Annotated in this window: 13 protein-coding genes; 9 read left to right on the forward strand and 4 right to left on the reverse strand. The window is 71.2% G+C overall.

Annotated features, from left to right (window positions below):
• Nucleotides 1–99 precede the first annotated feature (99 nt).
• Genes ACZ5U5_RS29720 through ACZ5U5_RS29730 form a run of 3 tightly spaced genes read left to right on the forward strand, consistent with a single transcriptional unit; the run spans nucleotide 100 to nucleotide 2,608 of the window.
• A complete protein-coding gene (locus tag ACZ5U5_RS29720) occupies nucleotides 100–1,320 on the forward strand; it encodes an acyl-CoA dehydrogenase family protein (RefSeq protein WP_469027585.1) in 1,221 nt (406 codons plus the stop codon).
• Nucleotides 1,317–1,715, forward strand: coding sequence for a RidA family protein (locus tag ACZ5U5_RS29725; RefSeq protein WP_469027588.1), 399 nt, complete (start codon nucleotides 1,317–1,319; stop codon nucleotides 1,713–1,715). Before ACZ5U5_RS29720 ends, ACZ5U5_RS29725 begins: the two co-directional genes overlap by 4 nt.
• A 47-nt stretch (nucleotides 1,716–1,762) precedes the next feature.
• Entirely contained in the window at nucleotides 1,763–2,608 is an 846-nt protein-coding gene (locus ACZ5U5_RS29730) for an alpha/beta fold hydrolase (protein ID WP_469027590.1), read from the forward strand.
• Nucleotides 2,609–2,680: 72 nt separating this feature from the next.
• On the opposite strand, the gene ACZ5U5_RS29735 is transcribed toward ACZ5U5_RS29730, so the two are convergent.
• From ACZ5U5_RS29735 to ACZ5U5_RS29745, 3 genes are all read right to left on the reverse strand, one after another.
• Entirely contained in the window at nucleotides 2,681–4,063 is a 1,383-nt protein-coding gene (locus ACZ5U5_RS29735; RefSeq protein WP_469027593.1) for an FG-GAP repeat domain-containing protein, read from the reverse strand.
• Between the two features lie 93 nt (nucleotides 4,064–4,156).
• The gene (locus ACZ5U5_RS29740; protein ID WP_469027596.1) at nucleotides 4,157–5,686 is read right to left on the reverse strand and encodes a helix-turn-helix domain-containing protein; all 1,530 of its coding nucleotides are present in this window, start codon (nucleotides 5,684–5,686) and stop codon (nucleotides 4,157–4,159) included.
• A 142-nt stretch (nucleotides 5,687–5,828) separates the two neighbouring features.
• Nucleotides 5,829–7,703, reverse strand: a complete 1,875-nt coding sequence (locus ACZ5U5_RS29745) for an amidohydrolase (RefSeq protein ID WP_469027598.1) — start codon at nucleotides 7,701–7,703, stop codon at nucleotides 5,829–5,831.
• A gap of 174 nt (nucleotides 7,704–7,877) precedes the next feature.
• Between ACZ5U5_RS29745 and ACZ5U5_RS29750 the strand changes: the two genes are divergently transcribed.
• Nucleotides 7,878–8,885 (forward strand): LacI family DNA-binding transcriptional regulator, encoded by a 1,008-nt coding sequence (locus ACZ5U5_RS29750; protein WP_469027601.1) that lies wholly within the window; start codon nucleotides 7,878–7,880, stop codon nucleotides 8,883–8,885.
• Here the strand turns inward: ACZ5U5_RS29750 and ACZ5U5_RS29755 are convergent.
• Entirely contained in the window at nucleotides 8,867–9,976 is a 1,110-nt protein-coding gene (locus ACZ5U5_RS29755; protein WP_469027603.1) for an alkene reductase, read from the reverse strand. The genes ACZ5U5_RS29750 and ACZ5U5_RS29755 overlap by 19 nt on opposite strands.
• 87 nt (nucleotides 9,977–10,063) lie before the next feature.
• On the opposite strand from ACZ5U5_RS29755, the gene ACZ5U5_RS29760 reads away from it, so the two are divergent.
• From ACZ5U5_RS29760 to ACZ5U5_RS29780, 5 genes are all read left to right on the forward strand, one after another.
• Nucleotides 10,064–10,981, forward strand: a complete 918-nt coding sequence (locus ACZ5U5_RS29760) for a sigma-70 family RNA polymerase sigma factor (RefSeq protein WP_469027606.1) — start codon at nucleotides 10,064–10,066, stop codon at nucleotides 10,979–10,981.
• Between the two features lie 157 nt (nucleotides 10,982–11,138).
• Complete coding sequence (gene acnA, locus ACZ5U5_RS29765; RefSeq protein ID WP_469027609.1) at nucleotides 11,139–13,853, forward strand: aconitate hydratase AcnA; 2,715 nt, start codon at nucleotides 11,139–11,141, stop codon at nucleotides 13,851–13,853.
• A gap of 130 nt (nucleotides 13,854–13,983) precedes the next feature.
• Nucleotides 13,984–17,196 (forward strand): NACHT domain-containing protein, encoded by a 3,213-nt coding sequence (locus ACZ5U5_RS29770; protein WP_469027612.1) that lies wholly within the window; start codon nucleotides 13,984–13,986, stop codon nucleotides 17,194–17,196.
• A gap of 130 nt (nucleotides 17,197–17,326) precedes the next feature.
• Nucleotides 17,327–19,525: an ATP-binding protein gene (locus ACZ5U5_RS29775; protein ID WP_469027615.1), complete on the forward strand. Its 2,199-nt coding sequence runs from the start codon at nucleotides 17,327–17,329 to the stop codon at nucleotides 19,523–19,525.
• Nucleotides 19,522–21,093 (forward strand): ABC transporter substrate-binding protein, encoded by a 1,572-nt coding sequence (locus tag ACZ5U5_RS29780; protein WP_469027618.1) that lies wholly within the window; start codon nucleotides 19,522–19,524, stop codon nucleotides 21,091–21,093. Before ACZ5U5_RS29775 ends, ACZ5U5_RS29780 begins: the two co-directional genes overlap by 4 nt.
• The last annotated feature ends 8 nt before the right edge of the window (nucleotides 21,094–21,101 follow it).

Raw genomic sequence — 21,101 nt, forward strand, 5'->3', positions numbered from 1 at the left:
GGTCGCCCCCTTGCCGTTCGGGCTTGTGGTGAGCTCGCGCAACGAGCGTATCGTGTTGGTGACGACAGTCAACGGTGCGCGATAGAGGAGGGGCCCGGCATGACGGCATTCTCGCTCAATCCGGAACAAACGGCCTGGTGTGCGGAGCTGCGCACCCTCGCGGACGAGCGGTTGCGCCCGCTGGCGGAGAAGGGCGAGCCGGGCCGCGTGAACCGACCGCTGGTGGAGGCGCTGGGGGAACTGGGGCTCCTTGAGCGGCTGTTCGCGGGGGAGGGGGCCGGCGCCGGCCCCGCATCCCGCGCCCCGCACGCCACATCGGGCGCCCTGGGCCTCTGCCTCCTGCGCGAGTCCCTCGCTTACGCCTGTACGGAGGCCGAGACCGCGCTTGCCCTGCAGGGCCTCGGGGCGCATCCCGTGGCCGCGTTCGGCTCCGTTCGGCAGCGCGAACAGTGGCTCGCGCCCGCCCGTGCGGGGCGTGCCGTCGCCGCCTTCGCGCTCTCCGAACCCGGGGCGGGCTCGGACGCCGCCGCGCTCGCGCTGAGCGCCGCACCGGACGGCTCGTCCGCCTGGCGGCTCACCGGCGAGAAGTGCTGGATCTCGAACGCCCCCGAAGCCGACTTCTACACCGTCTTCGCCCGCACGACCCCCGGCGCGGGCGCCCGTGGCGTCACCGCCTTCCTCGTGCCCGCCGATCGCGCGGGCCTCACCGGCACGCCCCTGGACATGCTCTCCCCGCACCCGATCGGCGCCCTCGCCTTCGACGGCGTGACCGTCACCGGCGAGGACGTGCTCGGCGAACCCGACCGCGGCTTCCGCGTCGCCATGACCACCCTCAACCGCTTCCGCCCCAGCGTCGGCGCCTTCGCGGTCGGCATGGCGGCCGCAGCCCTGGACGCGACGCTGGCGCACACCGCCGAACGTGACGCTTTCGGCGGCAAGTTGAAGGATCTCCAGGCCGTGGCCCATCAGGTCGCCGAGATGGCCACCCGGACCGAGGCGGCCCGCCTCATGGTGCACGCGGCAGCCGCGGCGTACGACCGCGGCGAACCGGACATCGCCCGACGCGCCGCGATGGCGAAGCTCCTTGCCACGGAGACGGCGCAGTACGTCGTGGACGCGGCGGTCCAGCTGCACGGCGCACGCGCCCTGCAGCGGGGGCACTTGCTGGAACACCTCTACCGGGAGGTGCGAGCGCCGCGCATCTACGAGGGGGCGAGCGAGGTCCAACGGACCATCATCGCCAAGGAGTTGTACGCCGCTCAGCCGTCCGCGGCTCACCCCGACGCCCGGCCCGCCACCCCTGAGGAGCCCACCGCATGAGCCTCGAACGCGTCAACCCCGCCGAACTCTCCCCGCCCACCGGCTTCTCGCACGCCGTCACGGCCACCGGTGGCCGTCTCGTCTTCCTCGCGGGCCAGACCGCGCTCGACGCCGAGGGCAAGGTCACCGGCACGGCCCTGCCCGAGCAGTTCGAGCAGGCGCTGACCAACCTCCTCACCGCCCTGCGCCACGCGGGCGGCACCCCGGCCGACCTCGCCCGCGTCACCGTCTACGCCACGGACGTCGCGGCCTACCGTGAGCAGGCCCCTCAACTCGGCCGTATCTGGCGGCGTTTGGCGGGCCGCGACTACCCCGCCATGGCGGTGATCGGCGCGGTCCGGCTCTGGGACGAGCAGTGCCTCGTGGAGCTGGACGGGGTGGCGGTCGTCGACTGATCCGCATAGCGTCGGGCCGACGATCACGTGAGGGAAACGGGGCGGCCATGGCACGAATCGAGCTCACCGCGGGACCGGTCGAGTACGAGGACACGGGCGGGGCCGGTACGCCGATCGTGCTCCTGCACGGCCTCGTCCAGGACGGCAGCGTATGGCGCCATGTCGTCGACGAGCTGGGTGCGGAGTTCCGCTGCCTGGTGCCGACGCTCCCGTACGGCAGCCATCGGCTGGCGCTGAAGCCGGGCGCCGAACTGACTCCGGTGACCATGGCCCGGCTGATCGGCGAGTTCGCCGACGCGCTGGAACTCGGCGACGACGCCGTGTTCGTCGAGAACGACGCGGGGCGGCTCCAGCAGCTGGCGGCCGAACGGCCCGAGCGTGTCGGGCGGTTGGTCATCGCGGGCTGCGAGGCCTTCGACAACTACCCGCCGCGTGCCGGCGGCAAGATGATGGACGCCGCCGCGCGCGTTCCCGGCGGCATCGCGCTCCTGATCCGCGTGCTGTCCGTACGCGCGCTGCGCCGCGTGCCCGGCACGGGGTACGCGGTCATGGCGCACCGCCCCGTCCCGCACGACCTGACGGACCGCTGGCTGAAGCCGCTGCGCACCGACCCCGCGGCTCGCCGGATCCTGGTCCGCTACCTGCGCTCGGCGCGCAGGGCGGAGATGCGGGAGGCGGCGGAGGCTCTGCGCTCGTACGACCGACCGGCTCTGATCGTCTGGGGCAGGCAGGACAAGATGATGCCCCCGGAACACGGCCGCAGGTTCGCCGAACTGCTGCCCAGAAGTCGGCTGGTGGAGCTGGACGACTGCCGCACCCTGATTCCCCTCGACCGCCCTGAGGGCCTGGCGACAGCGATCCGGGACTTCGTGAGGGTCCCGCAGGGGGCGTGATGATGCGTCTGCAGACTGGTGGGGGCTGGTCGCGCAGTTCCTCGCGCCCCTGAGGGGCCCCGGCGGGGTGCCTCAGTTGCGGCCCTCGAAGGATGTTGTGGTGAAGGCTGTCTTGTCGCGGGGTGTTGTGCCGTTGGTGAGCCACCAGTGCGTGGGTTGTTCGCCGTAGAGGCCGAAGAGCGTGCCCGTGCCCCAGTTCAGGATCAGTTCCTCCTTGCCGTCGCCGTCGCCGTCGTAATCGGCGGCGGCGTACGGGCGGGCGTGCCGCCACTGCGGCGGGGTCTTCTTGCCGTTGACGCGGGCCGGGCCCTCCCGGAGCACCTTGGTGCGGCCCTTCTCGCCGTCCAGCAGCAGCGCGCCCTTGTCCGTGGCGACGAGGATGCCGTCCTTGCCGTCGCCGTCCGGGTCCGCGGACGTGTAATCGCCGGGACCGTAGTAGGAGTTGCGGCTCAGCGGGATCTTGTGCGTGATGGGGGCGCCGCCCTTGCCGGGGTAGACCGCGAGCGAGCCGATCGTCTCCGGGGCCTCTCCCGTGTCCGGCTCGTTGTTGCGGCTTCCGTTGTCGCCGATGGCCAGATCCCGGGCGCCGTCACCGTCGTAGTCGCCGAAGGCCACCGCGTTGCCCTCGCGCAGCTCGACCGCGGTGCGGGAGAGGCCGCTCCCGACGCGCGCCGGGTAGAGGACGCCACTCGTCTGCCCGCCGTCGTCGCCCACGTGGATGAGGAGGCCGGTCGCGCGCGGCTTCCCCGAGGGGACGATGTCGTCCGCGGCCAGCCAGCCGCCCCTGCCCGCCCGGGTGTCGGTGCGGGCCGGGGCGCCGGAGCGGGCGAAGGGGCCGTACAGCAGGGTCACGGACCCGTCCTGCCGGAGCGCCGCGATGTCGTGCCGGCCGTCCCCGTCGAAATCGCCCCGCACCGGCTTGGTCAGGGTGCCGCCCGGATTGCCGCCGGGTGTCCTGAGGCGCGTCGCCGACTCATCGGCCTTGGGGCCGCCCGGGCTGCCCCAGTCCACGTTCAGCACCTCCCGCTCCTCCTCGATCCAGTCGCTGTGGACGAAGTCGGGATAGCCGTCACCGTCCAGATCAGCGGTGGTGACGGTGCCCGGGACGTAGTCGTACACGGCGTGGGTCGAGGGGTCGAGCCCTTTCGCGGAGCCGAAGACGACCCCGGTCCGCCCGTCCTTGTTCTCGTTGCAGGACGGCACGGCGACGAGCAGATCGCGGTGCCCGTCGCCGTTGATGTCGTCCGGGTCCTTGGAGCCCTTGCCGTCGGCGGGCACCGGACGGCTAGCGGTCGGGGTCGACACGGGGTTACCGCCCTCCTTGGGGCCCCGCGAGCCCTTGCCGCCGCCGTCGGATGCCTGCTCGCCGCACCCCGCCGCGAGAAGGGTCAGCGAGGCACAGAGCGCGAACGCGACGAGGGCGCGTGTGCCGGGGACGAGGGTGCGATCTTCCATGCACCCACCCCAACACCGCGCCCTCACACGTCTCCAGTGACGACCGGCGATCGTTGCCCAGTCGTAGCGGGAGAGGCAGTCACCCGGACCGCGCTAGATGTCCCGGAACGTCTCGATCTGCGCGCCCACGGAGTTGAGCCGCTCGGCCAGTTCCTCGTAGCCACGGTTGATCACGTACACGTTGCGCAGGACGGACGTGCCCTCGGCGGCCATCATCGCGAGCAGCACGACCACGGCGGGCCGCAGCGCGGGCGGGCACATCATCTCGGCGGCGCGCCAGCGGGTCGGGCCCTCCACCAACACCCGGTGCGGGTCCAGGAGTTGGAGGCGACCGCCGAGCCGGTTCAGGTCCGTGAGATAGATCGCGCGGTTGTCGTAGACCCAGTCGTGGATCAGCGTCTTGCCCTGCGCCGCAGCCGCGATGGCCGCGAAGAAGGGGACGTTGTCGATGTTCAGGCCGGGGAACGGCATCGGGTGGATCTTGTCGATCGGCGCCTCCAGCTTGGAGGGCCGGACGGTGAGGTCGATCAGGCGCGTACGGCCGTTGTCGGCGAAGTACTCCGCCGTGCGGTCGTGGTCGAGCCCCATCTCCTCCAGGACCGCGAGCTCGATCTCCAGGAACTCGATCGGGACGCGCTTCACGGTCAGTTCGGACTCCGTGACGACCGCCGCGGCGAGCAGGCTCATCGCCTCGACCGGGTCCTCGGACGGCGAGTAGTCCACGTCGACGTCGATGTTCTTCACGCCGTGCACCGTGAGGGTCGTCGTGCCGATGCCCTCGACCTTGACGCCGAGCGCCTCCAGGAAGAAGCACAGGTCCTGGACCATGTAGTTCGACGAGGCGTTGCGGATGACCGTCGTGCAGTCGCTGCGCGCCGCGGCGAGCAGGGCGTTCTCGGTCACGGTGTCGCCGCGCTCGGTCAGCACGATCGGCCGGTCGGGGACGACGTCACGCGCGACCTCCGCGTGGTAGAGCCCCTCGGTCGCCGCGATGTCGAGCCCGAAGCGGCGCAGCGCGATCATGTGCGGCTCGATCGTGCGGGTGCCGAGGTCGCAACCGCCCGCGTACGGCAGCTTGAAGCGGTCCATGCGGTGCAGCAGCGGGCCCAGGAACATGATGATCGAGCGGGTCCGGATCGCGGCTTCCGCGTCGATCGCCTCCATGTCGAGCTTGGCCGGCGGCACGATCTCCAGGTCGACTCCGTCGTTGATCCAACGGGTGCGGACGCCGATCGAGCCGAGCACTTCGAGGAGGCGGTAGACCTCCTCGATGCGCGCCACACGGCGCAGCACCGTGCGTCCCTTGTTGAGCAGGGAGGCACAGAGCAGCGCGACGCAGGCGTTCTTGCTCGTCTTGACGTCGATGGAGCCGGAGAGCCGCCGGTTGCCGACCACTCGCAGGTGCATGGGGCCCGCGTACCCGAGCGAGACGATTTCACTGTCGAGAGCCTCGCCGATACGGGCGATCATCTCAAGACTGATGTTCTGGTTGCCGCGCTCGATGCGGTTCACGGCGCTCTGACTTGTGCTGAGCGCCTCGGCGAGCTGCGACTGCGTCCAGCCCCTGTGCTGACGGGCGTCGCGGATGAGCTTGCCGATACGTACGAGGTAATCGTCTGCCATGTTCCGCAGGTTATCTCAGATATGAGATGACGCACGCGCTGGGGTAGGCCATCCGGGAAACAACCGATTCGATGCGGGAAACAACCGATTCGGTACGGAAGTTCCCGTACGTCGTTCGCGTACCCCACTTGCCCGTGCCCGGTCAGCCGCATCCGCACGACGCGTGCCGCCCGCCGTGCACCGCGGCCTGCGCCGTGAGCCGCGGCCCGGCCGCCGCGCGCGTCACCCGGGCGGCGGCAGCGCGCCCGGCCGACGAGTCGGCGTCATGCACCACTGTGCCTCCGGTCAACGTCAGACGCACCTCGGAGGAGCTGATATCGGCCACCGGACACCGCGTCACATCGCGGTCGAGCAACACGAGATCGGCCGACTTCCCCGTTTCCACCGACCCCGTCAGGTGGTCCATGCGGAGCTGTCGCGCTGAGCCGAGGGTGTGCATGAGCAGGGCGGACGAGCGGCTGAGACCCTCCTCCTCGCGGTACAGGGCCCCCTCGCCCTCGGCCCCGAAACGGTCGACGGCCGTACGCACCTGGTTCCACACCTGAAGCGGATCGACGGGCCAGTCCGAGCCACCGGCGAGCCGCGCCCCGTGCCGCTCCAGGCTGCGCGCCGGGTACTGCCAACGGTGCCGCCCGGCACCGATGTAGGGCAGCAGGGCGTCCATGGTCCAGGTGTTGCGGGTGGCCCACTGGAGCTGCATGCAGGGGATGACGCCGAGGCGGGCGAAGCGGGGCAGGTCGGCGGGGTCGACGAGTTGGAGGTGGGCGGTGGTGTTGCGCAGGCCGCGCGCCCCGGTCGCGCGCAGGGCGTACGCGTACCCGTCGAGGGAGGTACGGACGGCGCGGTCGCCGATGGCGTGCGCGTGCATCTGCCAGCCGTCCTCGTTGAAGGCGGCGGTGAGCCGGCCGTAGTCCGCGGCCGACACGTACAGGTCGCCGCGGTTGTCGGTGGGCCTGCCGTCCTTGTCCAGGTAGGGCTTGAGCAGCGCGGCGGTCTGCGCCGGGTACTCGATGACCCCGTCGAGGAACACCTTCACGGTGCCGAAGCGAAGTCCTCGTACGCCACCGAAGTCGCCGCGCAACCCGCGCGCGAACGCCAGGGCAGCCGCCGGGTCCTTGGCCAGGTCCGAGTCGATCCGCAGCGCGGGCACGACGCGCTGCGGCAGGGCGCCCCGTTCGGCGAGCGCCTGATAGAGGCTCAGCTCGCCCTTGCCGACGACCGCTTCCATGAAGGTGGTGATCCCCGATGCGGCGGCCTCGGCGAAGATCCTCGCGGCGGCGGCCACGAGCTGCTCGCGATCCGGCTCGGGGATGTGCCGGGTCACCAGGGGCTGCGCGTCGTCCTTGAGCACACCGCTGGGCTTGCCGTCCGCGCCCTTGACGATCTTGCCGCCAGCCGGGTCCGGCGTGGTGGCGGTGATCCCCGCGATGTCCAGGCCACGCCGGTTGACCCACAGGTTGTGCCCGTCGCCGCCGATCAGGGCCACGGGCCGCCGGGTCGGCAGGGCGTCGAGCATCGAGTGGTGCGGCGCGGTGCCGTGCGGCAGCAGGCCCACCGGATTCCAGTCCTCCACCACGAGCCACCCGTCGGGTTCCTGGTCGTTGGAGTCCTTCAGGAACCCGGTGAGCGTCTCGCGCAGCTCCTCGACGGTCTGCTCGGCCCCCGCAAGCGACGGCTTCAGCGAACGGTCGCCGGCGCTCATCGGGTGGGCGTGCCCGTCGTGGATGCCGCTCATCAGGGTGCCGCCACGCCCGTCGACGACCTCGGTGTCCCGCCCGATGAACCGCTTGAGGGCGGCGTCGCGCCCGACGGCGAGGATCTTCCCGTCCCGGCCGACGGCGACGGCCTGGCAGGGTGCGTGCCCCCGGGTGCCGCTGAACACCCGGGAGTTGTGCACGACAAGCGCGGCGGACCGGCGGGGCGAGGCGGCGGCCTCGGGCGCACCGGCAAGGGCGACGATGCCGGTGGCGCCGGCGGCGGCGAGGAGAGTGCGGCGTGGGAGGTTCGCGGACGGCATGAGGGCTCCTCGGGGTATCCAGGTGGGCGGGCGGGAAAATCCGCCGCGACGCGGCGGCACGGACGAACCGTCGACCCGCACCCGGCACACTCCGCGAGTAACGCGTTAACCAAAAGCCGCCCCCCACAACGGATTCCGTGGAGACACTGCCCCCCGGCACAGGGAATCCGTAGGATGACCGCCGTGCCAGGGCCCACCCTCACCGACATAGCCCGCGCTGCGGAGGTATCGACCGCGACGGTCTCGCACGCCCTGAACGGCACGGGCCGCCTCGGCGCCGCCACCCGCCGCAGGGTGCGGGAGACCGCCACCGCCCTCGGCTACGGCACCCGCGGCACCGCCCCGCGCACACGGACGCTCGGCATCGCCGTGACCACGTTCGCCACCGCCTGGAACTACACGGAAGTCGCCTACTTCTCGCGCGCCGTCACCGCGGCCACCTCCGCTGCCCACGCACGCGGCTACGCCCTCACCACGCTGCCCGCCGACCGAGCCGCCGACGACACCTGGCACAGCCTCGCCGTCGACGGCATGCTGATCATGGACAGCCCGCGCGGCGACCCGATGGTGCACGCGCTGCGCGCCCGCGGCGTCCCGCTCGTCTTCGACGGCGCCCCCGGCGACCCGCGCCCCGGCGACCACTGGGTCGACAACGACCACATGGCCACCACCCGCGAGGTCCTCGACCACCTCGCCGCGTCCGGCGCCCGCCGCGTCGCCCTGCAGTCCGGCCACGGCGACGAGCACTACGCGCGCGCGGTGACCGCGGCCTACGCCGGATGGTGCGCGGAGCGAGGCACCGATCCGCTGATCGTGCCCTTCGACGTGACGGACGGCCAGGGGCGCGCGTTCGACGCGCTGTTGCGGGGCCCGGACCGCGCCGACGCCGTGTACGCGGCGTACGACCCGGGCGGCCGTCAGCTCCTGGCCGCCGCGGACCGCCTCGGCCTGCGGGTCCCGGACGAGCTGCGGGTGGTGTGCGCGAGCGAGGACCCCGGGTACGCGGCGACGCTCCCGCCCGTGACCACGGTGACCCTCGACCCGGAGCGGACGGCGCGCGCCGCGGTCGGCCTCCTCGTCGACCTGATCGAGGGCGCCGGCGACATGACGCCCGGCCCCGTCGTCGTACCGGCGGCCCTCCTGGTGCGTGACTCCTCGCGCGCTCAGCCCGCGGCCGGATAGTCGACGTACCCCTGCGCGCCGCCCTGGTAGTACGTGGCGGGGTCACCGGCGGCCAGTTCGCGGCCCAGGGCGAACCGGCTCACCAGGTCGGGGTTGGCGACGAAGTGCGTGGCGAAGGACACGGCGTCCGCGCATCCCGCGCCGACGAGGGCGTTCGCGGAGTCCCTGCCGAAGCCGTTGTTCGCGATCAGCGGTCCGTCGAACCGTTTGCGGTAGCGCGCGAACGCCTCGGGGGCGGGGCTCTCCCCGGGGCCCGTGAGGTCGGGACCGCGCAGGTGGAGATAAGCCAGCGGGCGGTCGTTCAGCGCCGTCACAAGATCGTCGAAGTCACCGAGCAGCTCCTCGTCCACGACGAAGCGCTCGGTCGCCGCCATGTACGGCGAAAGGCGCACGCCCACCCGCCGCCCCTCCCACTCGGCGCTGACCGCGTCCACGACGTCGAGCAGCAGCCGCCGCCGTCCCGCGCGGTCGCCGCCGTAGGCGTCGCTGCGGTGGTTGAGCCGCGGGTTGAGGAACTGGGCGAAGAGGAACGCGCCGAGGGCGTTGATCTCGACGCCGTCGAAGCCTGCACGGCGCGCGTTGGCCGCGGCCAGGCGGAATTCGTCCACGGTCGCCTCGATGTCGGCCGCGGTCATCGTGCGCGGCGTGAGCGTCTCCTTGAACCCGCCGGCGGTGAATGTCTTGGCGCGAGGGTCGATCGCCGAAGGCCCCGCGGGCAGTTCACCGCCGAGGTGGTCGGGGTGCGAGGCGGCCCCGGTGTGCCAGAGCTGCTGCACGATTCGGCCGCCGAGGGCGTGGACGACATCGGTGACCCGGCGCCACCCCGCGACCTGGGCCGCGCTGTGGACGCCCGGGACGTTGACGAACCCGACGGCCCGTTCGCTGACCCAGGTCCCCTCGGTGACGATGAGCCCGGCGCCGGCCCGCTGCCCGTAGTAGGCGGCGTGCAGTTCGGTGGGGACGAGGCCGGGGTTGTCGGCGCGGGCGCGGGTGAGCGGGGCCATCACCACGCGGTTGGGCAGCCGGAGCTCGCCCAGGTCCATGCCGTGCAGGAGCGGCTGGTCGAGGGTGGTGGGCAGGGTGGCGGTCATGGCGGTTCTCCTTCGTGGCGTTACTGTCACGGCGGCTCTGGCGCCGGGGACACGAAGGTGACGGCGTACGACGGGGAAAGGTGACCGATGGACCGGCAGGAGATCCTCGCGGACCGCTTCGAGGCGCACCGCGGCCATCTGCGCGGGCTCGCCTACCGCATGCTCGGCTCGCTCAGCGACGCCGACGACGCCGTGCAGGAGGCCTGGCTGCGACTCAGCCGCACCGAGGCCGACGTCGACGCGGCCGAGATCGAGAACCTCACCGGCTGGCTCCGTACGGTCGTCTCCCGCCTCTGTCTGGACATGCTCCGGTCGGCTGCCGCACGCCACGAGCAACCGGCGGGCGAGCACCTGCCCGACCGGATCCCGGAGCCGGGCGACGGCGGGGACCCGGAGGAGGAGGTGCTCCTCGCCGACTCGGTGGGCCGCGCGCTGCTCGTGGTCCTCGACACACTGGGGCCCGCCGAACGGGTCGCCTTCGTGCTGCACGACCTGTTCGCCGTGCCGTTCACGCAGATCGCACCGATCGTGGAGCGCACCCCGGTCGCCACCAAGAAGCTCGCGAGCCGCGCACGCCACAAGGTGCAGGCCCCGCCCGAGGCCCTCGCCGCACCCGGGCTCGCGGGGGACCGGCGTGTCGTCGAGGCCTTCCTCGCGGCAGCCCGCAGCGGTGACCTGGAGGAGCTGCTCACGGTCCTGGCCCCGGACGTGGTGCGCACCGCCGACCTCACCGCGGTGCTCCGCGGCGCGCGAGCCGTGGCCAAGGAGACGGTGCTCCTGCGGCGCAACGCCCGCTTCGCGGAGCCCGCGCTCGTCGACGGCTCGGTGGGCGTGGTCGTGGCCCCGTACGGACGACTGGTCCTCGCCCTGCTGATCAGGGTCGACGACGAGCGGATCGCCGCGTACGAGGTGGTCGCGGATCCGGTGCGGCTGCGTGCTCTGGAGTTCTCCGTGCTCCCTTCGGCATACGGGCAGGCGGGCGCGCCTCGTCGTCCGCGCGGGTGATGTACTAGAGTTATCTCGACATCGAGATATCTGCCGAGGCGCACCAGAAGCCGCCACTCGGTAAGGGTTACCTAACTAAGCCTTACCTTAGCGGATCGACGAGGAGTCGTGGCGGCAGGATGTGACGGAAACGCGCACATATATGAAGGAGACTGTCGTGTCGGCGAACAGCTTCGACGCCCGCAGCACGCTGCGCGTGGGCGACGAGTCGTACGAGATCTTCAAGCTGGACAAGGTCGAGGGCGCCGAGCGGCTGCCCTACAGCCTGAAGGTCCTCCTTGAGAACCTGCTCCGCACCGAGGACGGCGCGAACATCACCGCCGACCACATCCGTGCGATCGGCTCGTGGGACTCCCAGGCCCAGCCCTCGCAGGAGATCCAGTTCACGCCGGCCCGCGTGATCATGCAGGACTTCACCGGCGTGCCCTGCGTCGTCGACCTCGCCACCATGCGTGAGGCCGTCAAGGAGCTCGGCGGCGACGCGGACAAGGTCAACCCGCTCTCCCCGGCCGAGCTGGTCATCGACCACTCCGTCATCGCCGACAAGTTCGGCACGGCGGAGGCCTTCGGCCAGAACGTCGAGCTGGAGTACGGCCGCAACAAGGAGCGCTACCAGTTCCTGCGCTGGGGTCAGACCGCCTTCGACGACTTCAAGGTCGTCCCCCCGGGCACCGGCATCGTCCACCAGGTCAACATCGAGAAGCTGGCGCGTACGGTCATGGTCCGTAACGGCCAGGCCTACCCCGACACCCTGGTCGGCACCGACTCGCACACCACCATGGTCAACGGCCTCGGCGTCCTCGGCTGGGGCGTCGGCGGCATCGAGGCCGAGGCCGCGATGCTGGGCCAGCCGGTCTCGATGCTCATCCCGCGCGTCGTCGGCTTCAAGCTGACCGGTGAGCTGCCCGCCGGCACCACCGCCACCGACCTGGTCCTCACGATCACCGAGATGCTGCGCAAGCACGGCGTCGTCGGCAAGTTCGTCGAGTTCTACGGCGAGGGCGTCGCCGCCACCTCGCTCGCCAACCGCGCCACCATCGGCAACATGTCGCCGGAGTTCGGCTCCACCGCCGCGATCTTCCCGATCGACGACGAGACGCTGAAGTACCTGCGCCTGACCGGCCGTGACGAGCAGCAGGTCGCGCTCGTCGAGGCGTACGCCAAGGAGCAGGGCCTCTGGCTCGACCCGGCCGCCGAGCCCGACTTCTCCGAGAAGCTGGAGCTCGACCTCTCCACGGTCGTCCCCTCCATCGCAGGTCCGAAGCGCCCGCAGGACCGCATCGTCCTCGCCAACGCCTCGCAGCAGTTCGCGCAGGACGTGCGCAACTACGTCAACGACGACGAGGAGGCCGGCAAGGAGTCCTTCCCGGCGTCCGACGCCCCGGCCTTCTCCAACGGCATCCCGACGAAGCCGACCACGGTCACCGCCCCCGACGGCTCGACGTACGAGATCGACCACGGCGCCGTCACCGTCGCCGCGATCACCTCCTGCACCAACACCTCGAACCCGTACGTGATGGTCGCCGCCGCGCTCGTCGCGAAGAAGGCCGTCGAGAAGGGCCTGACCCGCAAGCCGTGGGTCAAGACCACCCTTGCCCCGGGCTCCAAGGTCGTCACCGACTACTTCGACAAGGCGGGGCTCACCCCCTACCTCGACAAGGTCGGCTTCAACCTCGTCGGCTACGGCTGCACCACCTGCATCGGCAACTCGGGCCCGCTGCCCGAGGAGGTCTCCAAGGCGGTCAACGACGCCGACCTGGCCGTGACGTCCGTCCTCTCCGGCAACCGGAACTTCGAGGGCCGCATCAACCCCGACGTCAAGATGAACTACCTGGCGTCCCCGCCGCTGGTCGTCGCGTACGCCATCGCGGGTTCGATGAAGGTCGACATCACCAAGGACGCGCTCGGCGCCGACCAGGACGGCAACCCCGTCTACCTGAAGGACATCTGGCCCTCCGAGGCCGAGGTGAACGACGTCGTCGCCAACTCCATCGGCGAGGACATGTTCAACAAGTCCTACCAGGACGTCTTCGCGGGCGACGCCCAGTGGCAGGCCCTCTCGATCCCGACCGGCAACACCTTCGAGTGGGACCCGCAGTCGACCTACGTCCGCAAGCCCCCTTACTTCGAGGGCATGACGATGGAGACCACCCCGGTCTCCGACATCGAGGGCGCCCGCGTCCTGGCCAAGCTGGGCGACTCGGTCACCACCGACCACATCTCCCCGGCCGGTGCGATCAAGGCCGACACCCCGGCCGGCAAGTACCTCACGGAGCACGGCGTCGAGCGTCGCGACTTCAACTCCTACGGCTCGCGCCGTGGCAACCACGAGGTCATGATCCGCGGCACGTTCGCCAACATCCGCCTGCGCAACCAGATCGCGCCGGGCACCGAGGGCGGCTTCACGCGTGACTTCACGAAGGAGGACGGCCCCGTCTCCTTCATCTACGACGCCTCGCAGAACTACCAGGCGGCCGGCACCCCGCTCGCGATCCTCGCGGGCAAGGAGTACGGCTCCGGTTCGTCCCGCGACTGGGCCGCCAAGGGCACCGCGCTCCTCGGTGTGAAGGCCGTCATCGCCGAGTCGTACGAGCGCATCCACCGCTCGAACCTCATCGGCATGGGCGTCCTGCCGCTCCAGTTCCCCGAGGGCCAGACCGCCGAGACCCTCGGCCTCACCGGCGAGGAGTCCTTCTCCTTCACCGGCGTGACCGAGCTGAACGAGGGCCGCACGCCGCGCACCGTCAAGGTCACCACCGACACGGGTGTGGAGTTCGACGCGGTCGTCCGCATCGACACCCCCGGCGAGGCGGACTACTACCGCAACGGCGGCATCATGCAGTACGTGCTGCGTTCGCTCATCCGGAAGTAAACACAGCCGCAAGTAAGCGTTGCCGCAAGTAGGCATTGCCGTAGGTCAGTTGGGCCCGCATCCCCCTCGCCGGGGGGTGCGGGCCCTACCCTTTGTAGGGCAAGAGCGCGCGGCGGCGACGGGGGATTCTGTGGACGCTGGAGCAGTGGGCATCAAGGTGGCGTCCTCGGTCGTGGTGCCGTTACTGAAGCGGCTGTTGCTGCCGCCGCCCAAGGCGCCGGGAGCCGAGTACTCCGAACGGCCCGTACGCATCAAGGGGTTGCTGTCCTTCGCCGGGGACCACCCCTCGCTCAGCAAGGACGACATGCACCGGCTCGCCCAGGAGCTGGTGCGCCGCGCGGTGCGGTCGGCGGGGCCGCACGAGCGGCCGATCGCGGACGACGAGCACGACGCCGTCGGACAGGCCCTGACGCGTACGCTCTTCGCCCTCGGCGAGCTCGACATGGACGACGTGGGGGTCTTCAAGCTCGGGCCCGAAGGTCTCGCCACCGCGCTGTCCCGCGAGGCCGGGCCCGAGACGCGCAGGCTGCTCACCCGCGACGCGGCGCTCTTCCACGACGTACTCCTGCGCACGGCCTGCGTGCACCTCGTGCGGTTCTTCACCCAGCGGCCCGGATTCGCGGCCCGCGCCCAGCTCGAGGAGTTCCAGGAACTGCAGCGGCAGAGCGAGCAGTTGGAGGTCATCCTGCGCCGGGTCTCGGGCGACGACTGGACGACCGCGGACGCGCGCTTCGAGGAGAAATACTCCGACTACGTCATCAAGGAGCACGGCAGCCTCACCCTCTACGGAGTCGATCTGCGCAAGACCGACCGCAAGGTGTGGCCTCTGGAGAGCGCCTACCTGAGCCTGCGGGCGGTTGCGACGGCCGCCGCGGACGACGAACCCGACCTGGACACCGAGGGAAGGGCGGCGGTGCTTGAGGAAAGCGTCGAGTCCGTCCTCGTCGGTCATAGGCGCGTACTCCTCCAAGGGGTCGCCGGCACGGGCAAGACGACGCTCGTCCAGTGGCTGGCCCTGACCACCGCGCGGCAGGACACGGTACCGGGGCATCTGCCGCAGCTCCTCGGCCGCGTCCCGTTCGTCCTCCCGCTGCGCACCCTGGTCCGCGAAGGCACCGAACTGCCCCTGCCCGAGGACTTCCTGCGCCGGACGGGCTGCCCGCACTCGGGGAGCGAACCCGACGGCTGGACGGCGCGCGTGCTCCAGAACGGCCGCGGGCTCCTGCTCATCGACGGCCTCGACGAGATCCCCAAGGCCGACCGCGCGCGCACCCGGGAGTGGCTGCGCCGGCTCCTCGCCGCCTTCTCCGGCAACCTGTGGCTCGCCACCACCCGCCCCTCCGCGCTCGCCCCCGGCTGGCTGGAGCGCGAGGGCTTCCACGAGTTCACCCTGAACGCGCTGCGCCCCGACGACCTGCGTCGCTTCATCCAGCGGTGGCACACGGCGACCAAGGCCCGCAAAGGCAAGGACGACGAACTGATCGAGTCCTTGCGCACCCGGCCGGAACTGAGCAGGCTCGCCACCAACCCGCTCATGTGCAGCCTGATGTGCGCCCTGCACGAGGAGCGCCACGGCTTCCTGCCCGAGGGGCGGGCCGCTCTCTACAAAGCCGCCCTTTCCATGCTGCTCGAACGGCGCGACAAGGAGCGCGGCCTGCGGCCCAAGATCAGCGAGACGGACGCCACCCTCAGCGAGGAGGCCGCCGCCGAACCCCTCAAACGCTTCGCGTACTGGCTGATCCGCAACGAACGCACCCAGATCGAGCGCCCGGACGCCGTGGACCTGGTCCGCAGGCTCCAGCCCCAGGTGCCGAGCCTGGCGAAGATGGGAGCGCCCGAGGACGCCCTGCAGTACCTCATCGAGCGCACCGGCGTACTCCGTGAACCCGCCTCGGGAGCCGTCGACTTCATCCACCGCACCTTTCAGGATTATCTCGGGGCCAAAGCGGTGCTCGAAGAGCGGGACTTCGGCATCCTGGTGAAGAACGCCCATGCGGACGAGTGGGAGGACGTGGTGCAGATGGCCGTCGCGCACAGCGATCACAAGGGACGCGCCGATCTGCTCATCCGGCTCAGCGATCGCGCCCACCGCGAGAAGGACTCGACGGTCCAGGCCAGGCTGCGGCTGCTCGCCCTCGCGTCGCTCGAACAAGCCACCCGACTCGACCCCGATGTGCGACGGACCATCGAGACCGAGGCGGCGCGCATGGTCCCGCCGCGCAGCCTGCGCCAGGCCAGGCTCCTCGCGCGCACGGGGCCGCTGCTGCTCGGCCTGCTGCCCAGGGCGCGGGACCTGGACGGTGACGAGGAGCTCGCGACCGTCCACGCGATCTGCCAGATCGGCGGGGACGCCGCCATCCCGCGCCTGCGGGAGTTCCTTGACACCCGCCAGGCCGTGGTGCGGGCCCAACTCCTGGGCCACTGGGACCGGTTCGAGACGGGTGTGTACGCCGACGAGATCCTCCGGCCGCTCCTCACCGCGGACCCCTCGCAGCCCGTCACCGTCCGCTCGGACGCCGAGCTCGACGCCCTCGCGACGCTGCCCGGCTGCGAACGCGTCGGCATCCACGGCGACTTCGCCCCCGAGGCCGTACGCGCGGCACTGGATCCGCGGCGTCTTCGCGAGCTCCGGCTGCGGGGCGCGCTCCAACTGGCGGACCTCGGACTGCTCGCGGACTTCCCCGCCCTGGAGAGCCTCACCCTGCAGGGCTGCCGAAACATCAGGGAGCCCGCGCCGCTCACCCGGCTGCCCCAGCTGCACACCCTCGTCCTGGAGGATCTCCCGCAGTTCGAGCCCCTGGCCAAGCTCGCGGAATGCCCGCGCCTGACCGCCCTGCACCTCGGGCTGCAAGTGCCCTGGCGCGGCCTCGACGACCTGGCCCGCCTCGATGACCTGCGCGTTCTCGCGCTGCCGATGGGCACGGTCGAGCTGACGGGAATCGGGAACTTCCAGGCACTCGAGGAACTGCGCCTGCACGAGGCGGGCGAGCGCCTGCTGCCGGACGGGTGGGGCGCCCTGCTCGGCCGCCTGCCCGAGCTGCGCACGCTGACCCTCTCCCCGGAGCAGCTGAGCACGCTGCTCTTCGATCCCAAGGCGCAGGTCTCACAGGTCACGCATCTCTACGTGTACGCCAAACCGGGTGCGCCCGTGACGTTGCGGCGCATCGCCCGGAGGCTGCCGGGACTTGTGGAAATACACCTCACCCAGGGCTCCGACATCGATCTCTCGCACCTGGCAGGGCTGTCAGGGCTGCGGCGGGTCAGGCTCGCGTACCCGGGTGAGGTACGGGCGGCGGTAAATCTGCCGGACCGGGTCGATCTGGAGATTTACCCGCAACCCTGAAGCGAAGGGGGGTAAGTTCCACTGTTCCGAGGGGAGTTGGAGCAACAGTCAGCGGCTGGTCACCGGGGGAGCGCTGCGCCTCGCCCCGGTGGTGGCCGAAGGCTCCCAGGGGGAAGCAGGAACTCGTCGGATGGGCAAGCCGCAAACGCCACTGCTGTACGGTCGCGATCCACTGGTGGGCTCACTCATCCCGTCACTCACGGGACTGGCGTACGGAGAACGGGCGCGCAGGAAACGGGAGTTCGGGGACGATGTGCCCGTCGTGCTGCTCACCGGGCAGCACGGACTCGGCCGCAGTGCCGTCCTCGACGGTCTCGCGCGGCACTACCACAAGCGGCTCCCGCTGGCCCATGTGCGGGCCGTGGTGCCGGGGGCGCCCGCCGCTGTACCTCTCGCCCCCGCGCAGGACGGGGACGTGCCCGCCGCGCCCGCCGCCGACTTCGTCCAGGTGCTTGAGCGGATCGTGTGCGCGCTCGCACCCGGGGTCGGCCTGTTCCCCGTACTGCTGCCCGGCTTGTTCGCGGTCTCCGGCTGGTCCCTGGACGACGCGGACGTGCGGGACGCCGTGTGCGCCCGGCACGCCCGGCTTCTGATCGCCTGCGGCCTCATCACCGGGGGTGAGCGGGACGTGGCGCGGCAGTGGTCGGAGCGGGTCGGTGCCGCCGTCGCCGAGGCGCAGAGCGCGGCCGACGCCGGCGGGGACGTGGAGGACGACGACGGTTCGCTGCCGGTCACCACGGCGATCCTGCGTGCGCTCCAGTCCCTGCGGGGACTCGGCCCGGCCCGGAACTGGTACGGGCGGCGGCACACCACACCGGACGGCGTCACCGGCACGCCCGATGCCCTGCTCGAACTCGGCCGGCGCTTCCACCGGGGCGGCGACTACCGGCATGCCGTCGAGAACACCCTCATGGCTGCCTTCCTCAAGGAACTGTCCGACGCCTACGGCATCGTGCGGCACCTGAACCGCGAACGCTGGCCGCTGATCCTCATCGACGAGGCGCACGCCCCCGCCGGGCAGCGCTTCCTGAACCTGCTCCTCGAACACCGCGCCGGCGCGCAGCGGCCCCACCGCGACCGGATCACCGTCGTCGCCACCCGCCTCGGGGACGTACCGCAGGATGAGGCCCCGCACGCGGTCCGCCGCGCACTGGCCGATCTGCTGCCCGCCGCGGGCGGTGCGCGGCGCAAACAGGCCGCCGCCATCTGGCGGCGCACCGGACACGATCCGTCCGCCGGGCTCCTCGTCGTGCCGCTCACACCGCTGAGCAGGGACGACGTCCTGTCGATGCTCGACCGGGCGTCCGTGCGGCTGCTCCACCCCCACCTCGCGTCGGCGCTGCACTCGCTGACCGGAGGGCACCCGGCGGCCAGCACCCTGCTGTGTGAAGCCGTGGTGCACGCGGCCCGGCAGAACCGCGCGGTGACCCCCAAAGATTTGCTCGACCTGCCCACCCCGCAGGGGCGCCCCGTCACCCAGGTGCTCCTGGAGGACCTGCTGCCCGACCGGCGCCAGCGCGACCGGCTCCTCGTGCTGTGCCTGGCGCGGGACAACGCCACCGCGGAGGCACTCGCCGAGGACCTGCGACTCGACGGGCCCGAGCAACTGCCCGCCAACGCGGCGGCGCAGTATCTGGTGGAGCGGCAGTGGCAGCAGTCCGTCCCCGTCGACGCGCCGCTGGTCGAGAGCCGCCTCCTGCAGTCGCTCCTCGTCCACGAGGCGCGCCGCACCTCGCCTCCGTCCGACGATCCGCACAGCTGGTACGAGATCCACCGCTTCCTGCATGCGCACCACGTGCAGCGCTCCGACACCGAGGACTCCGGGGAAGCGGACGCGCTGCGGCACAGCCTGGCCACCGGGAACGCGGCACAGGTGGTGGACATGCTGGCGGACGAGTTCGGCGCGGAGGAGGCGGAGCAGAGCGTCCAGCACTGGCTGTTCTGCCTGCGGCACTGCGCCACCGCCCCGACACCGCCGGCCAGAAGGGCCGGCCCGGACCCGAACTCCCCTGAGGAGCCCGGCGGTTGGAGCGACCACCGGGTGGAGATCGCCCTCGGGGAGCACGCGGCCCGCTACACCCACCTCGACGAGGCGGGCCGCAGCATCAACCGGCTCCTGCACGCCCTGTGGTACCTGTCCGAGCCGTACGCCGACGCGGCGATCGACCCGGACGCCGAAACCCTGTGCCAGGCGGTGGGCGACGAACTCGGTTTCCTCTGCCGTCGCCACCCCACCTGGTACGCAGCCCTTGGCAGGGCAGCCCGCGACTGGCCGGTGGCCGCCCGCAAGCGGCAGGTCCTGCCCGTCCCCGCCAGTGAGGGGTCATGATGTTCAACCACCCGCCCAAGGAGTGGGGCCCCCTCGAATGGCTGGTGGCCGCGGTGGTGGCCGCCGCCCTCGTCGCCGGTGTGATCACCTGGAGCGGCTCGCGCCCCGGCCCGTGCGAGGACGGCCTGCGGGAGATCGCCGGGGAGTGCATAGGGGTCACCGACCAGGCTTTCGACGCGGACAAGAGGACCGAGAGCCTCATCAAGGCCGTGGCCGAGGAGAACGCCCGCGTCGAGGAGGACTGGGAGAACCCGCCGGGCGACGGCGCCCGCATTCCCTACGTACGCATCGCCCTGATGATGCCCTTCACGTCGGACGCCTCCAGCGCGATGACCGGCGACATGATCCGGCGTGCCCTCGCGGGCGCCCACGCGGCACAGCTGCAGGCGAACAGCGCCAGCGGGCCGCACTATCAGCTGCTCTTCGCCCCCGACGGCAGACACCTCAGTGAATGGGAGCCCGTCGTCGACCGTCTTGCCGAGATGACGCAGGACACCGACGCCCCCCTCGTCGGCGTCACCGGCATCCCGAGCAGTACGACGGAGACCCGCGAGGCGGTCGCCGAGCTCACGAAACGCCGGATCCCCACGGTCGGCCCGGTCATCACCGCCGCCTCCATGAACTTCAGGTACTTCTTCAAGACGTCGCCCAACAACCAGGAGTTCGTCAAGGCCCTGTCCCACTACGTCGACCGCTACCCACAGAAGAAGAAGGGCCTCCTGCTCTGGGACAGCCGCGAGGGCGACGTGTACTCCAAGGACCTGCGCAAGACCTTCGAGAAGGCCTTCGGCAAGACCTACGACCTGAAGAACCACAACTCCCACTACATCGGTTCGTCCGGCAAGGACCAGGGGGTCCCGCAGCGCTTCGCCGACGCCGTGGCGAGGATCTGCCGCGACAAGTCGGACACCGTGTTCTTCGCGGGACGCGACCAGGACCTGCCCGCGTTCATCAACCGCCTTGCCAATGAAGGCGGTTGCACCCGCAGCGGCAAGCTGCGGATCCTCAAGGTCGGCATCGGTCTCGAACCGACGCTCACCTCCGCCGACATCGAACGCAGCCTGCGCAGGGCCAACGCCACGATCGTCGACGCCTCGGCCTTCGATCCCGCATGGGCGAACGACCCCGGCGGCGCGCCCTCGGGTTTCTCCCCGTTCCAGGCGCGCTTCAACACGATCGACAACGAACACAAGCTGGGGCCCAAGGCCCTGGCGGACGGGTACGCGGCCATGTACTACGACGGCTTCGCTCTCCTCGTCTCCGCCGTCGACCGTACGTACAGCGAGATCAGCGAGGACCACAAGAAGACGCCCGCGCACCGGCTGCCCTCCACCAAGGACGTGTACAGCACGCTCACCCACCCGACCCTCAGCGACGACACCTGCACCGGCTGTCTCGTCGGGGCAGGCGGCACCTACGGGTTCACCGGGCCGGGCGAGAACAACCAATGGTCCGTCTGCAAACCCGTACCGATCATCGAGTTCCCCCCGGTGGCCCGCTCCGACAAGGAGAAGCTGCCGCTGTACCGGACGTACCGGGGGGACAAGGAGAAGAGCTGCCCGACGTAGCGCCGGAT

The sequence above is a fragment of the Streptomyces sp. NPDC033177 genome (assembly GCF_055577715.1).